The following is a 13,250-nucleotide window of genomic DNA, read 5'->3' as shown; positions in this document are numbered from 1 at the left end:
CGCTGGTATGGCGTGACGGTCACTGATCCTGCGGACATGATCTGGCCGGTTTTCGACAACTTGTCGTTTTCAGTCTCTTCCCCGGAAAAGGCGTGACGGTTAGGGTCGGACTGCCACAACCAAAGACCGCACATGCCCAGATTTGCTGCCAACCTGTCCCTGCTCTTTACTGAATTGCCCTATCTCGACCGGTTTCAAGCCGCCGCAGATGCTGGTTTCACTGCCGTTGAGATCCTGTTCCCCTATGACATGGCCGCAAAAGAAACCCGCCGTGCCCTATTGGCCAACGGGTTAGAGCTGGTACTGATCAACGCCCCACCGCCCAATTATACGGGCGGCCAACCCGGATACGCAGCGGTTCCTGGCGGCGAGGCCCGGTTTCAGTCGGATATCCGCCGTGTCCTGCGCTATGCTGATGTTCTGCGCCCGGGACTCATCCACATTATGTCAGGATATGCCTCGGGGTCGGATGCGCTGAATAGCTTTGTCCAGAACCTGCAATGGGCCGCCGATAGCGCCCCGCTGCAGAAATTTACGATTGAACCACTCAATCCGGTGTCGCAGCCTGACTACTTCCTGAACAATTTCGATCTTGCATCCGAGGTGCTGGATCGTGTTAACCGCCCGAATGTCGGCCTGCAATATGACAGCTTTCACGCCCACATGATCCACGGTGATGCGCAGGCCGTTTGGGAACAATTTCACCCGAGGGTCATCCACGCGCAGATCGGCGCCGCCCCGGACCGATCGGAACCGGGGCGCGGACTAACCGATTTCCAGAACTTGTTCTCGACCATGGACGCGTCCGGTTACACCGGTTGGGTTAGTGCCGAATACACACCTTCGACATCGCAAACATCCGACAGCCTTGATTGGATGCAGCCCTAGCACTGGTATTTTACAGGCAAATGTTGCAGATCAAAGGCAATACGACCTTCAGGATACCCGCCATGATACCAGCCCGCTACGCCCGCGCCGTATTCAGCCTGATCATGTCCGGCCTCATGTCCTTTATCGTGACGGGGATCGCAACAGTGAAAGCCATCGGGTTCGGCCCCAGCACTTTCGGAGATTGGATGGCATCCTGGGCCTTCTGCTGGCCCATCGCCTTCACCGTCATTCTGCTGTTTGGCCCTTCCGTGCAACGTATGGTGAACCGCATGGTCGGGCCGCAGGACTGACCCGCGACGAAGAGGGCCCGCCGGGCCGGATGAGGCGCGTCGCTAGTGCGCCTCGGCCCAATTCGCGCCTTGCCCGGCATCCACACTTAGCTTGACGTCCAGCTTAACCGCCGGGTCCGAGGCACCCTCCATCACGTCGCGCGCCACGCCGATCACCTGATCCACGGAATCCTCGGCCACTTCGAACAGCAATTCGTCATGCACCTGCAGCAGCATCTTAGCCGGTAGCCCATTGATCGCCCCAGGCATCCGCACCATGGCCCGTCGGATCACATCCGCTGCAGTGCCCTGAATGGGCGCGTTGATTGCTGCTCGTTTTGAGAACCCGGCGTGAGGTCCCTTGGCGTTGATCTCGGGCGTATGAATCTTGCGCCCGAACAAGGTCTGGACATAGCCGTGTTCTTTGGCAAAGGCGACGGTGTCGTCCATATAGGCTCTAATGCCCGGGAAACGTTCGAAATAGCGGTCGATGAAGCCCTGGGCTTCGGCCCGCGGAATGCGTAGGTTCCGCGCCAGACCAAAACCCGAGATGCCGTATATCACACCAAAGTTGATCGCCTTGGCCTGACGGCGAATGTCGGGCGTCATCTCATCCAGCGGCACGTCGAACATCTCGGATGCCGTCATGGCGTGAATGTCCAACCCGTCCGAGAATGCCTGTTTCAAAGTCGGAATATCCGCAATATGCGCCAGAATCCGAAGTTCGATCTGACTGTAGTCGAGGCTCACCAGCACATTGCCCGGCTCGGCGATAAACGCCTCACGAATGCGTCGCCCTTCCTCGGTGCGCACGGGGATGTTCTGAAGGTTCGGATCGGTCGAGGCCAAACGTCCCGTATTCGCCCCGGTGATGGAATAAGACGTGTGCACACGCCCCGTATCAGGGTTGATATGGGTCTGCAGCGCATCTGTGTAGGTCGATTTCAGCTTGGACAGCTGCCGCCAATCCAGCACCCGGCGCGGTAGTTCGTGTTCGGTCGCAAGATCTTCCAGAATGTCCGCCCCGGTCGAATATTTCCCGGTCTTCCCCTTCTTGCCACCCTCAAGACCCATCTTGTCGAACAGAATCTCACCCAACTGCGCAGGCGATCCAACATTGAAAGTCTCACCGGCCAGCTCGTGAATTTCGGCCTCTAATCCGGCCATTTTCTGCGCGAATGCGTTAGACATACGGCTCAGCACATCGCGGTCCACCTTGATGCCATGCATCTCCATCTCGGCCAAGACGGGCACCAAGGGGCGTTCCAACGTCTCGTACACCGTCGTCACTTGGACCTGATGCAGTTGAGGCTTGAACAGTTGCCAAAGACGCAAGGTGATATCCGCATCCTCAGCGGCGTAGGCCGTGGCCTCATCAATTGGAACCTTGTCGAATGTGATTGCGGATTTGCCCGATCCCAGCAGCGGCTTGATCGGGATTGGCGTATGGCTCAGATAGCGCTCGGACAATGTGTCCATCCCATGCCCATGCTCGCCGCCATGCATCGCATAAGACATCAACATCGTATCGTCGATTGGGGCAACGTTGATGCCATGGCGCGCAAAAATCTTGGCATCGTATTTCATGTTCTGCCCGATCTTGAGTATCGACGGATCCTCGAGCATCGGTTTCAGCAAGGTTAGAGCCTCGTCCAACGGCATCTGACCCTCAGCCAATGCATCCGAGCCGAACAGATCATCGGCAGTCCCATCGCGGTGGGTCAGCGGGATATAGCAAGCCTCACCAGCTTCAACACACAGCGAGACGCCGACCAGATCGGCGATCATCTCATTCAGTCCGGTGGTTTCGGTATCGACAGCGACCCAACCGCGCTCATAGGACTTATCGATCCACTTTTGCAGGGCCTCGGCGTCGCGCACACACTCGTATTTCGACGCATCAAACGGAATAAGCGTTGCCTCCGGTTCTTCAGCCGCAGGCGCAGGCGCGTCAGCAATCACCGGAGCTTCGGCCCCCAGTTTATCTGCGATGCGCTTGGTGAGAGTGCGAAACTCCATCTCGGCCAGGAACCCTAGAAGGGTTTCGGCATCCGGGTCTTTGACCTCAAGATCGTCCAGAGTGAAATCCAGCGGTGTGTTTTCGTCCAATTGCACCAGCTTCTTGGACAGCTCGATCTGGTCTCGTTTTTCCATCAGCGTCTGACGGCGCTTTGGCTGTTTGATCTCTTCCGCGCGATCCAGCAGCGTTTCCAGATCGCCATATTCATTGATCAGCAGAGCTGCTGTTTTCACGCCAATCCCAGGGGCACCCGGCACATTATCCACCGAATCCCCGGCCAAAGCCTGCACATCGACCACCCGTTCAGGGCCCACACCGAATTTCTCGATAACCCCATCCCGGTCGATGCGCTTGTTCTTCATCGCATCCAGCATCTCAACTCCGTCGCCGACCAACTGCATCAGGTCCTTGTCGGAACTTACGATAGTCACACGGCCCCCGGCCTCACGCGCCTGAACGGCCAACGTGGCGATGATGTCGTCAGCCTCGTACCCCTCAAGCTCTTTGCAAGCGATGTTGAAAGCCTTTGTCGCCTCGCGCGTTAGAGGCATCTGCGGGCGCAGATCCTCTGGCATCGCCTCGCGGTTGGCCTTGTAAAGATCGTATAGATCGTTCCGGAACGTGTGCGAACCCTTGTCGAAGATCACCGCGACATGGGTTGGCGCATCTGGTCCGGCGTTTCCCTCGACATATTTCTGCAGCATGTTGCAAAAGCCCGAGACCGCCCCGATCGGTAATCCGTCGGATTTTCGAGTCAGCGGAGGCAGCGCGTGATAAGCCCTGAAAATAAAGGCCGATCCGTCGATCAGATGCAGGTGACACCCTTTTCCAAAATTGCTCATGCACGCTCTCCCTGTCGGTCAGGGATGGTTCTGCCACAGGGGCACGCGGGTGACCAGTCAGGAACGTGTGTTAGCCACCAAAGAGGCCGCCGAAAACGTCCGAGAAACTGTTCAGAAGCGCCATGATCACCAGAACGCCGAGGAAAGCGAAGAAAGCGAAGGCGAAGAACTGGAACAGGATCGCGCCAGTTCCAATGGCCATTCCGGCGATGGCCGGGCGTCGTTTTTCGTGACGAAGAATGCCAATCACCGAGACAACAATTGCCAGCCCACCCAGCATCGCCACACCAATTTGCAAGTAATCGTCCAGGTCGCGGGTTTGGGCCACGGGTGCGGGCTGCTCAAGCCCGGCTGCGGCCCGCAAGGTGGATTTGCCAAGCTCAGCCGCCAGTTCACCCAATGAAACGCCGGCGGAGTGTTGCGGCGCAAAAGGACCGGCCCAAAACACAAACAAAGCAGCGAATAAAGCCAATGCAGCAAGGAAAAACCCGATCCAACCAAAAACCGGGTTGGCCGTGTCAGTGGCAGTCATGTCGGTCATCACACTCACCTACGATGGTTGTACCAACGCACTACCATGAAAATCGCGGCGAGATTTGGGCGAAACCCGGTTAGGCGGGCAATCAGCCCTGTTCTGTGCCCTTCAGAACATATTTGCAGTCGCAATAGGGGCACTCGACCCAGCCGGTATCTTCGGGGATTTGCAGCCACACGCGCGGATGCCCCAACGCACCTTCACCGCCATCACAGGCAACACGGGTGGTTTCGACGATCTTGGTTTCCGGCGCTTCGATGGTCACGGCTGGCGATCCTTCTTCGGTTGTCGGCCTCGCGGGCATGTACTAGGTGCGTTTATGAGCGATGAGCAAACCGGGGGCAAGAGCCACATGAGCGATGCGGCAATCAGGATCGAAGGGCTGCGCAAAACCTATCGCGGCGGCAAGGGCCAGCCCGAGAAACACGCGCTGAAAGGCATAGACCTGACCGTTCCGCGCGGGTCGGTGTTTGGGCTGTTGGGGCCAAACGGAGCTGGGAAATCGACCCTAATCAACATTCTCGCTGGGCTGGTTGTGAAATCCTCGGGCCATGTATCAATTTGGGGATTCGATCAGGATCAGAACCCGCGCCAGTCGCGTGCCGCCATTGGCGTGATGCCGCAAGAGCTGAACCTGGACCCGTTCTTTTCCCCACGTGGCGCGTTGGAGGTTCAGGCCGGTCTGTACGGCGTGCCAAAGGCGCAGCGCCGCAGCGATGAGATTCTGGAGCTGGTGGGTCTCAGCGACAAGGCCGAGGCGTATGCCCGCACGCTGTCGGGCGGGATGCGGCGGCGGCTTTTGCTGGCCAAGGCGCTGGTGCATCACCCGAAGATTCTGGTGTTGGATGAACCCACGGCTGGTGTGGATATTGAACTGCGTCAGATGCTCTGGACCAATGTGCGCAAACTGAATGAACAGGGCATGACCATCATCCTGACCACGCATTATCTGGAAGAAGCGCAAGAGATGTGCGACGAGATCGCCATCATCAACCATGGCGAAAAGATCGCACAGGACAGCACCGCCAACCTGCTGGGTCGGATGGACAGCCGGACGATGGTGATCGTCCCAGACAACCCTGTGGTGAATCTGCCTGTAACCGAAGGGGTCGAAGCCGGACTGCGCGACGATGGTAGCCTTGTGCTGCAATATCAAGGCAATCAAACCAGCGCCGAGCAGGTGCTGGAAGCCGTCCGTGCCGTGGGTATCCGCATTCGCGACGTGCGTACCGAGGAAGCCGATCTTGAGGATGTGTTCCTTGCACTGACATCGTCGCGCGCCGAGGAACCTGCAGACGATCAGGATCAGCCGCGCCGGGGAATGCACCGGGTCAAGCTTTAGGCGCGGTCGATCCGCGCCTGATAGCAGTTGTTTCTGGCCGAGCGGACATGGATATAAGCGATATCCGGTCGAGCAAAGATGCCCTTCACCGCTGCGCCGATCTGCTCCATGGGCGTGATCGCCCCGGTGCCATAGACGATCCTGTCATCCGCACCATAGCCCTTGATCAGGTAGTCAGGAGAGGTGGTCAGAATCTCGGGCATCTCTTCCCCCTCATACCGCTCGCACGGTGCGGCACACAGAAAGATCGGGCCGGTTTCCGCATACGGATGTGTCTCTAAAAAAGGACGATGGGCCAATATCATCATCTCTTCGCCTTCGGGAATGTTCTGTAGGCAGTGGCGGCAAGGGTTGCCTGTACCCGTCGAAACGGTGCGCTCGGGCGTAGCGCCATAAGCGTCCGACGCTCCAGCTTGAAGGGCGCGAACTTCGGATGTGGGCAGTGCGGTTATCTTGAACATATCGGGTCTCCTTTTTGCCGACCCTGCCGATCTGATCGATCTCAAGCGACCCGTTTTCTGCGCAAAGGACTCGAAAAAGAACAAAACGTGAATATAATAGTGACTCGCCATGTATGCCGAGCTGTCGATCACATCGAATTTCACCTTCCTCACCGGGGCCTCGCACCCCGAGGAATACATGGAGCGCGCCGTCACCCTGGGCCTGCCCGCCATTGCGATTGCCGATGACAACTCGGTCGCCGGGATTGTCCGCGCCCACACCCAGGCGCGCGAGATTGCCCGCAAGGTCCGCGAACGGCTGGAGTGGGAAGAGCAGAACACCTCCATCGGCCCACCCTACCCTGACCACATCGCCAAACCGCCCTCGTATCCGATTCACGCCGTGCCGCGCCTGATCCCAGCCGCGCGGCTGATCTTTACCGACGCACCTACCGTCACCGCCTTGCCGCTGAACCGGCAGGGCTGGGGCAACCTATGCCGCATCCTGTCCACTGGTCGCCTGCGTGCCGAGAAAGGCGACTGCATCCTGCACCTGTCCGACCTTTTGGCGTTTTCCGACGGTCTACACCTGCTGCTCTGGCCACAGGCGGACCGATCCCAAGGCGGCGCGAGCGCGTGGAGGACACAAGCGCAACAGCTGACGCGCCGCTTTGCCGGGCGGATAAACCTGTTGATGCACCCTCGATACGATGGTGCAGACAGCGCATATTTCTCTTTGTTAGAGATTGAATCAAAGCAATTGGGCATCCCCACACTCGCCAGTGCCACACCGATGATGCATCACGGGGCCCGTCGTAAGCTGGCCGACGTTCTGACCGCCATCCGCCTGCGCCGTAAGGTGGATGATCTGGGCCGCGAAGCGCTTGCCAATGGGGAACAGCGCCTGCGATCCGAGACCGAGATGTTGCGCATCTTCAAAGGTCACGAGGGCGCTGTTGCCCGCGCCCATGAACTCAGCACGCAACTCACATTCTCGCTCGACGAGCTGCGCTATGAATATCCCCGCGAAGGCAGCGAACAGGAAACTCCGACCCAACGTCTGCACCGTCTGGCGCATGAGGGGCTGAAATGGCGCTATCCTGCGGGCGCGTCGGATAAGGCTCAGAAGATGTTGGCCCATGAGCTCACGCTGATCGGCAAACTGAAATATGAACCCTACTTCCTGACCGTCCGCGACATCGTCCATTTCGCCCGATCTCGGGGCATCCTGTGCCAGGGGCGCGGTTCGGCAGCCAATTCGGTGGTCTGTTTCTGCCTCGGCATCACCGAAGTCAGCCCCGAGATGGGTACGATGGTGTTCGAGCGCTTTGTCTCTGAGGCGCGTGATGAACCGCCTGACATTGACGTGGATTTTGAACACGAACGCCGCGAAGAGGTGATCCAGCACATCTATGACCGCTATGGCCGCGAACGCGCGGGGCTCTGCGCCACGGTCGTGCATTACCGCGGCAAGCGGGCCATTCGCGAGGTCGGCCGTGCTATGGGGCTGACCGAGGACACGATCTCGGCGCTGTCCTCGCAGCTTTGGGGTTTCTTCTCGACCGTCGGGCTTGAGGCGCACCGGATGCGCGAGATCGGCCTCGATCCCGAGGACCGCCGCCTGAAACAGACTCTAATGCTGGTTTATGAGATTGACGGTTTCCCCCGTCATCTATCCCAGCACGTCGGCGGCTTTATCATAACCGAGGGGCGTTTGGACGAACTTGTTCCTATCGAGAACGCCACGATGGAGGACCGTACGGTCATCTGCTGGGACAAGGACGACATCGACTCGCTTGGCATCCTCAAGGTCGATGTCCTCAGCCTTGGGATGCTCACCTGCATCCGCAAGGCATTCGATCTGATCGGTCAGCACCACCAGACCAGCTATACACTAGCAACCCTGCCGCCTGAGGATCCGGTGGTCTATGACATGCTGTGCAAAGCCGACAGCATCGGCGTGTTTCAGGTGGAATCACGTGCTCAAATGAACTTCCTGCCCCGGATGCGGCCGCGCAATTTCTATGACCTGGTGATCGAGGTCGCCATCATCCGCCCCGGCCCCATTCAGGGCGACATGGTTCACCCCTATATCCGCCGCCGGAACGGAGAGGAGGAGGTCAGCTTCCCCTCGGACGAACTGGGTGAGGTGCTGGGTAAAACGCTGGGCGTACCATTGTTTCAGGAACAGGCGATGCAGATCGCCATTGTGGGCGCGGGGTTCACCCCGGAACAGGCCGATCGGCTGCGACGGTCGCTGGCAACCTTCAAAAAGCATGGCAATGTCAGCGAATTCCGCGCGCTATTCCTGCGCGGAATGAAGCGCAACGGGTATGATGACGACTTTGCCGAGCGGTGTTTTTCACAGATCGAAGGGTTTGGCTCATACGGTTTCCCCGAAAGCCACGCGGCCAGCTTTGCACTGCTGGTCTATGCCAGCGCCTGGATCAAATGCCACCATCCCGGTATTTTCGCCTGCGCCCTGCTGAATTCACAGCCGATGGGGTTCTATGCCCCTGCCCAGATCGTGCGCGATGCGCGGGAACATGGGGTGCAGGTGCGTCCGGTCTGCATCAATGCCAGCTTCTGGGACAACGTGATGGAGCCCGACGGCCATGGCGGGCTGGCCCTGCGGCTGGGGTTCCGCCAGATCAAGGGACTCAGCGAAGAAGACGCCAGCTGGCTGACCGCCGCGCGCGGCAACGGCTACCATCAGGTCGACGATGTGTGGCGTCGCGCGGGGCTGGGGCCGTCGGTGATCGAACGGCTGGCCGAGGCCGATGCCTTCGCCGCCTGCGACCTAACCCGGCGCGAGGCATTGTGGCAGGCCAAAGCGATTGCAACCGCCAAGCCCTTGCCTCTGTTCTCGCAGGATCTGGAAGGTGAGGCGCTGGACGAGCCCGAAGCCTATCTGCCGCAGATGACATTGGGTGAGCAGGTGGTCGAGGATTATGTCGCCACCCGTCTTAGCCTGCGGGCGCATCCGGTGGCCTTGCTACGGCATATCCTGACGCCCGAGCCGCGCGACAAAACCACGCCTGTTGCATGACGGCTGAAGGGGATACTTCCCCGGGACAGAGTCGAATTTGGTGACCTCATGACCAGACCCATCCTGCCGCCGCGCTTTCCGGCGACACCCGATCAGATCAATGCGCAGGTCCACGCCTTCTATGCCCGCGTGCGTGAAGACGCTGTGCTGGGTCCGGTCTTTGCCAACCATGTCACCGACTGGCCCGCGCATGAGAAAAAGATCGCCGCGTTCTGGCGCAACGCCATCTTGTTTGAACGCAGCTATGACGGCAATCCACAGCGGGTCCATATCGAACGGCCTGATGTAAAACCCGAGATGTTCGCCCACTGGTTGGACCTGTTCGAAGAAATAGCCACCCAGACGCTGCCGCACGACACCGCAATCCCATGGGTCGCGCTGGCCCGACGTATCGGCGTGGGGATGAAGGCAGGCGTGCAATCGGCCCGTCAACCCAAAGACGCGCCACCGATCCTGCGTTGATCCCTCTGCATGGCGGCTTTGCCATGTTAGCGGTAAAATAGGGGCTATGCGGACCGCAAAAATGGGGTTACTCAGGGGCAAGACAGCCCCTCTGCGCTGCGACGACACAGTGCCACCACACCGACATCACCTGAGGCCATATCGATGAGCACTCAAAACACCACCCTCCGGGGACTTGGTTTCGCGTTCGCGGGATTTGCGGTCTTTGCCAGCCACGACGCGCTGATCAAGGTGCTGGGCGGGACTTATTCGGTGATGCAGATCATCTTTTTCGCCACGCTGTTTTCCTTTGTGCCAATGGCCGTATCCATGCTGGCCGACCGGACGCCCAGCAACTTCCGCCCGCATCATCCCTGGCTGGTGCTGTTGCGCTCGGGCCTTGTGGTTACATCTATGGTCTGCGCCTTTTACGCCTTTTCGGTGCTACCACTGGCCGAGGTCTATTCGCTGCTGTTTTCCTTCCCGCTGATTGTGACCGTCCTGTCGATCCCCATTCTGGGAGAAGTTGTGCGCATCCAACGCTGGGCTGCAGTCGGTGTTGGCCTGATCGGCGTTCTGATAGTTCTGCGTCCGGGCGCGACAGACATCACCCTCGGCCACCTCGCCGCCCTGACAGCCGCATTTTGCAGCGCGTTTGGCTCTGTTCTTGTACGCAAGATCGGGAACGAGGAACGATCCGCCGTACTGATCCTCTATCCTATGCTACTGGCCATTCTGGTCATGAGCCTTGCGCAGCCGGCTGTGTATCAGCCGCCATCCCTGCTGCATCTGGCCATGATGGCGCTGGTCGGCGTGTTTTCGGTTATCGCCCAGCACCTGATCATCCTCGCCTATCGCGCGGCACCCGCCGGGGTTGTCGCGCCCAGCCAATACAGCCAGATCATCTGGGCCACGATTTTCGGCATGGTCTTCTTTGGGGAACACCCGGACGGCTGGGTCGCCGTCGGGGCCAGTATCATCATTGCGTCCGGTGTCTTTGTGGTCTGGAGAGAGAGTCGCTCTAACACCACGTCTGTGAACACCCCGGTTCTGCGGGTACGGTCTCCACGATCAGATACAGGGGCGTCGCGACCGGGGAAATAATCCAAAAGCAACCCGGCGCCGATGCAACAGAACTAGCCTAATCTCCAAAATCGCAAACTATAGCGTGAGTTGTGCACACTACGCGCATAAGTAGAGCATTGATTGACCCTTGCAGTTTAGAGAACACAACATGAGACTTGCTTTGACGCTCTTGGCCTTGGCAACTTCCACCATGTCGGCACTGGCTAATGAGGATGCAGCAACCTGAATTATCGCTGAACATGACGAGCCTCGCTTTTTCACAAAACTCACCGTCCAGGAATGTACGCTCACAAAGGAACAATGGGAAAAACAAGAGGGTGGCGGTCGTATTCTCTGGCATTTCGCTGAGATTGACCTTGTCGGTGCGCACCTCTTTCATCCGATGGACGGGTTGAGTGAGGAAGTTAAGGCCCAGTTTGCCGCAGACGGGTATCCAATCCCAGAATCCAAGGTCTTCGATGGGCGCGACGGGGACAATCCTTTCGTATCATTCACACTCTCAGCGCGTGACGATTGGTCCGGCCAACAAGAATACTGGCATAAGCGCAAAACCGCTCAGAAACAGATTGAAATAGGTAAAGCCGTCTGGAGCGATCGCAATGGTGGCAATACGCATGTGGTCATTTCGCTAACAAATTTTTCGGTGCTGTTTCATGGCGAGGACACATACGCCAAAACAGAAGAAACCGCGCTGAGGATTAGATCCTATATCGAAGAAAACTGCGAATTTCTCGGGTAAATTCAGAAGGAGGATTCAGGTACAGGCCACCTTATGGTGGCCTGCCAAAGTCAGCTATCAGTAAACCACCACCGACCGGATGCTCTCACCCTTATGCATCAGATCAAAGCCGTGGTTGATGTCATCCAGACCCATGGTGTGGGTGATCATCGGGTCGATCTCGATCTTCCCTTCCATATACCAGTCGACGATCTTGGGCACATCGGTCCGGCCTCGCGCGCCGCCGAAGGCGGTGCCGCGCCATGACCGGCCGGTGACCAGCTGGAACGGGCGGGTCGAGATCTCGGCCCCAGCCGGCGCCACGCCGATGATGATCGATTCACCCCAGCCTTTGTGCGCCGATTCCAACGCGTCCCGCATCACGCCGACATTGCCGGTGGCGTCAAAGGTATAATCCGCGCCGCCCTTGGTAAGGTTGACCAGATAGGGAACCAGGTCGCCTTCGACCTCTTTGGGGTTCACAAAATCGGTCATGCCAAACTTCGTGGCCATCTCGACTTTCGATGGGTTCAGGTCAACGCCAACGATCTGATCTGCCCCGGCCAGACGCAGCCCCTGAATCACGTTCAGGCCGATGCCACCCAGACCAAACACGATGGCGCGGCTGCCGATCTCGACCTTGGCGGTGTTGATCACCGCGCCAATGCCAGTGGTGACGCCGCAACCGATATAGCAGATCTTGTCGAAGGGCGCGTCTTCACGCACTTTGGCCAGCGCAATCTCGGGCAGAACTGTATGGTTCGAGAAGGTCGAGCAGCCCATATAGTGCAGGATCGGATCGCCATCCAAAGTCGAGAATCGCGAGGTCCCGTCGGGCATCAAGCCTTTGCCTTGGGTTTCCCGGATCGCCTGGCACAGGTTGGTTTTGGGATGCAGACAGTATTCACACTCGCGACATTCAGGAGTGTAAAGAGGGATCACGTGATCGCCCGGCTTCAGGCTGGTGACGCCCGGGCCGACCTCAACCACAACACCTGCGCCTTCGTGACCCAAAATGGCTGGGAACAGACCTTCGGGGTCTGCCCCGGACAGGGTGAATTCATCCGTGTGGCAGATGCCGGTGGCCTTGATCTCCACCAGAACCTCGCCCGCCTTGGGACCTTCGAGGTTCACATCCATCACTTCCAAAGGTTTGCCCGCCTGAACGGCGACGGCGGCACGGGTGCGCATATCACTGTCTCCCTGTCTTCTTTGACCCGACCCTGCGTCAATTGCAGGGTGTTTTCAACTGTGCTTTCATGACAGACTTGCTAATTGTTTGATATTGCAGAAACGACATTGCCGGAATGAGGAACGCCAATGCACCGATTTTTACCGATTCTGATCCTTCTGGCCGCCTGCGCCGAGACCCCGGCCCCCGAAGAAGCGCGACTTGCGCCCGAGGCCGCGCCGGTTGATCTGGCCTTTTGTCAGGGCGAAGCATTTGCCGACTCGGTGGGCCAGCCGGTTTCGACCATTCAGGCCGATTTGCCGGAACGCACCCGTGTGCTGGGACCTGATGACATTGCAACGCAGGATTACCGGATCGACAGACTGAACGTCTTTGTAAATGGTGCCGGTGTAATTCAGCGCCTGACCTGCGGGTAAGCGTGGACT

13 protein-coding genes are annotated in these 13,250 nt (G+C 58.6%); 8 read left to right on the top strand and 5 right to left on the bottom strand.

All coding sequences use genetic code 11. The annotated features are described in order from the left end of the window. Positions 1-132: 132 nt before the first annotated feature. Positions 133-888 carry a hydroxypyruvate isomerase family protein gene (locus ACR3EH_RS11630; RefSeq protein ID WP_171184451.1) on the top strand — a complete coding sequence of 252 codons (756 nt, stop codon included), beginning with the start codon at positions 133-135 and terminating at the stop codon, positions 886-888. A gap of 62 nt (positions 889-950) precedes the next feature. Next, positions 951-1,181 (top strand): DUF2798 domain-containing protein, encoded by a 231-nt coding sequence (locus ACR3EH_RS11625; RefSeq protein ID WP_171184452.1) that lies wholly within the window; start codon positions 951-953, stop codon positions 1,179-1,181. Between the two features lie 42 nt (positions 1,182-1,223). Here the strand turns inward: ACR3EH_RS11625 and polA are convergent, their stop codons facing one another. From polA to ACR3EH_RS11610, 3 genes are all read right to left on the bottom strand, one after another. Continuing rightward, complete coding sequence (gene polA, locus ACR3EH_RS11620) at positions 1,224-4,022, bottom strand: DNA polymerase I (RefSeq protein WP_171184455.1); 2,799 nt, start codon at positions 4,020-4,022, stop codon at positions 1,224-1,226. 70 nt (positions 4,023-4,092) lie between these two features. Then, positions 4,093-4,563, bottom strand: a complete 471-nt coding sequence (locus tag ACR3EH_RS11615) for a hypothetical protein (RefSeq protein WP_171184457.1) — start codon at positions 4,561-4,563, stop codon at positions 4,093-4,095. An 82-nt stretch (positions 4,564-4,645) separates the two neighbouring features. Further along, entirely contained in the window at positions 4,646-4,822 is a 177-nt protein-coding gene (locus tag ACR3EH_RS11610; RefSeq protein WP_170533977.1) for a zinc-finger domain-containing protein, read from the bottom strand. An 87-nt stretch (positions 4,823-4,909) separates the two neighbouring features. Between ACR3EH_RS11610 and ACR3EH_RS11605 the strand changes: the two genes are divergently transcribed. Beyond that, positions 4,910-5,899, top strand: coding sequence for an ABC transporter ATP-binding protein (locus ACR3EH_RS11605; RefSeq protein WP_171184792.1), 990 nt, complete (start codon positions 4,910-4,912; stop codon positions 5,897-5,899). Here ACR3EH_RS11605 and ACR3EH_RS11600 read toward each other — a convergent pair. Further along, positions 5,896-6,360, bottom strand: coding sequence for a DUF1203 domain-containing protein (locus ACR3EH_RS11600; protein ID WP_171184459.1), 465 nt, complete (start codon positions 6,358-6,360; stop codon positions 5,896-5,898). The genes ACR3EH_RS11605 and ACR3EH_RS11600 overlap by 4 nt on opposite strands. A gap of 109 nt (positions 6,361-6,469) precedes the next feature. Between ACR3EH_RS11600 and ACR3EH_RS11595 the strand changes: the two genes are divergently transcribed. From ACR3EH_RS11595 to ACR3EH_RS11580, 4 genes are all read left to right on the top strand, one after another. Further along, positions 6,470-9,388 (top strand): error-prone DNA polymerase, encoded by a 2,919-nt coding sequence (locus tag ACR3EH_RS11595; protein ID WP_171184461.1) that lies wholly within the window; start codon positions 6,470-6,472, stop codon positions 9,386-9,388. Positions 9,389-9,436: 48 nt separating this feature from the next. Further along, positions 9,437-9,850, top strand: coding sequence for a group III truncated hemoglobin (locus ACR3EH_RS11590; protein ID WP_171675824.1), 414 nt, complete (start codon positions 9,437-9,439; stop codon positions 9,848-9,850). Positions 9,851-9,994: 144 nt separating this feature from the next. Beyond that, the gene (locus ACR3EH_RS11585) at positions 9,995-10,933 is read left to right on the top strand and encodes a DMT family transporter (protein WP_171184463.1); all 939 of its coding nucleotides are present in this window, start codon (positions 9,995-9,997) and stop codon (positions 10,931-10,933) included. A 373-nt stretch (positions 10,934-11,306) separates the two neighbouring features. Beyond that, complete coding sequence (locus tag ACR3EH_RS11580; protein WP_171184466.1) at positions 11,307-11,654, top strand: single stranded DNA-binding domain-containing protein; 348 nt, start codon at positions 11,307-11,309, stop codon at positions 11,652-11,654. Positions 11,655-11,711: 57 nt separating this feature from the next. On the opposite strand, the gene ACR3EH_RS11575 is transcribed toward ACR3EH_RS11580, so the two are convergent. After that, entirely contained in the window at positions 11,712-12,824 is a 1,113-nt protein-coding gene (locus ACR3EH_RS11575) for an S-(hydroxymethyl)glutathione dehydrogenase/class III alcohol dehydrogenase (RefSeq protein ID WP_170488149.1), read from the bottom strand. 129 nt (positions 12,825-12,953) lie between these two features. Between ACR3EH_RS11575 and ACR3EH_RS11570 the strand changes: the two genes are divergently transcribed. Further along, positions 12,954-13,241 (top strand): I78 family peptidase inhibitor, encoded by a 288-nt coding sequence (locus tag ACR3EH_RS11570; RefSeq protein ID WP_171184468.1) that lies wholly within the window; start codon positions 12,954-12,956, stop codon positions 13,239-13,241. Positions 13,242-13,250 lie beyond the last annotated feature (9 nt).

The sequence above is a fragment of the Ruegeria sp. BG7 genome, from assembly GCF_056535685.1.
The sequence above is the reverse complement of the archived record's forward strand: the minus strand, read 5'-3'. Positions and strand labels throughout refer to the sequence as shown.

Excerpts from the sequence above, each read along its gene's own strand:
- ACR3EH_RS11630 (WP_171184451.1), top strand. The coding sequence starts at position 133 with ATGCCCAGATTTGCTGCCAACCTGTCCCTGCTCTTTACTGAATTGCCC.
- ACR3EH_RS11625 (WP_171184452.1), top strand. The coding sequence starts at position 951 with ATGATACCAGCCCGCTACGCCCGCGCCGTATTCAGCCTGATCATGTCC.
- polA (WP_171184455.1), bottom strand. The coding sequence starts at position 4,022 with ATGAGCAATTTTGGAAAAGGGTGTCACCTGCATCTGATCGACGGATCG.
- ACR3EH_RS11615 (WP_171184457.1), bottom strand. The coding sequence starts at position 4,563 with ATGACCGACATGACTGCCACTGACACGGCCAACCCGGTTTTTGGTTGG.
- ACR3EH_RS11605 (WP_171184792.1), top strand. The coding sequence starts at position 4,910 with ATGAGCGATGCGGCAATCAGGATCGAAGGGCTGCGCAAAACCTATCGC.
- ACR3EH_RS11600 (WP_171184459.1), bottom strand. The coding sequence starts at position 6,360 with ATGTTCAAGATAACCGCACTGCCCACATCCGAAGTTCGCGCCCTTCAA.
- ACR3EH_RS11595 (WP_171184461.1), top strand. The coding sequence starts at position 6,470 with ATGTATGCCGAGCTGTCGATCACATCGAATTTCACCTTCCTCACCGGG.
- ACR3EH_RS11590 (WP_171675824.1), top strand. The coding sequence starts at position 9,437 with ATGACCAGACCCATCCTGCCGCCGCGCTTTCCGGCGACACCCGATCAG.
- ACR3EH_RS11585 (WP_171184463.1), top strand. The coding sequence starts at position 9,995 with ATGAGCACTCAAAACACCACCCTCCGGGGACTTGGTTTCGCGTTCGCG.
- ACR3EH_RS11575 (WP_170488149.1), bottom strand. The coding sequence starts at position 12,824 with ATGCGCACCCGTGCCGCCGTCGCCGTTCAGGCGGGCAAACCTTTGGAA.
- ACR3EH_RS11570 (WP_171184468.1), top strand. The coding sequence starts at position 12,954 with ATGCACCGATTTTTACCGATTCTGATCCTTCTGGCCGCCTGCGCCGAG.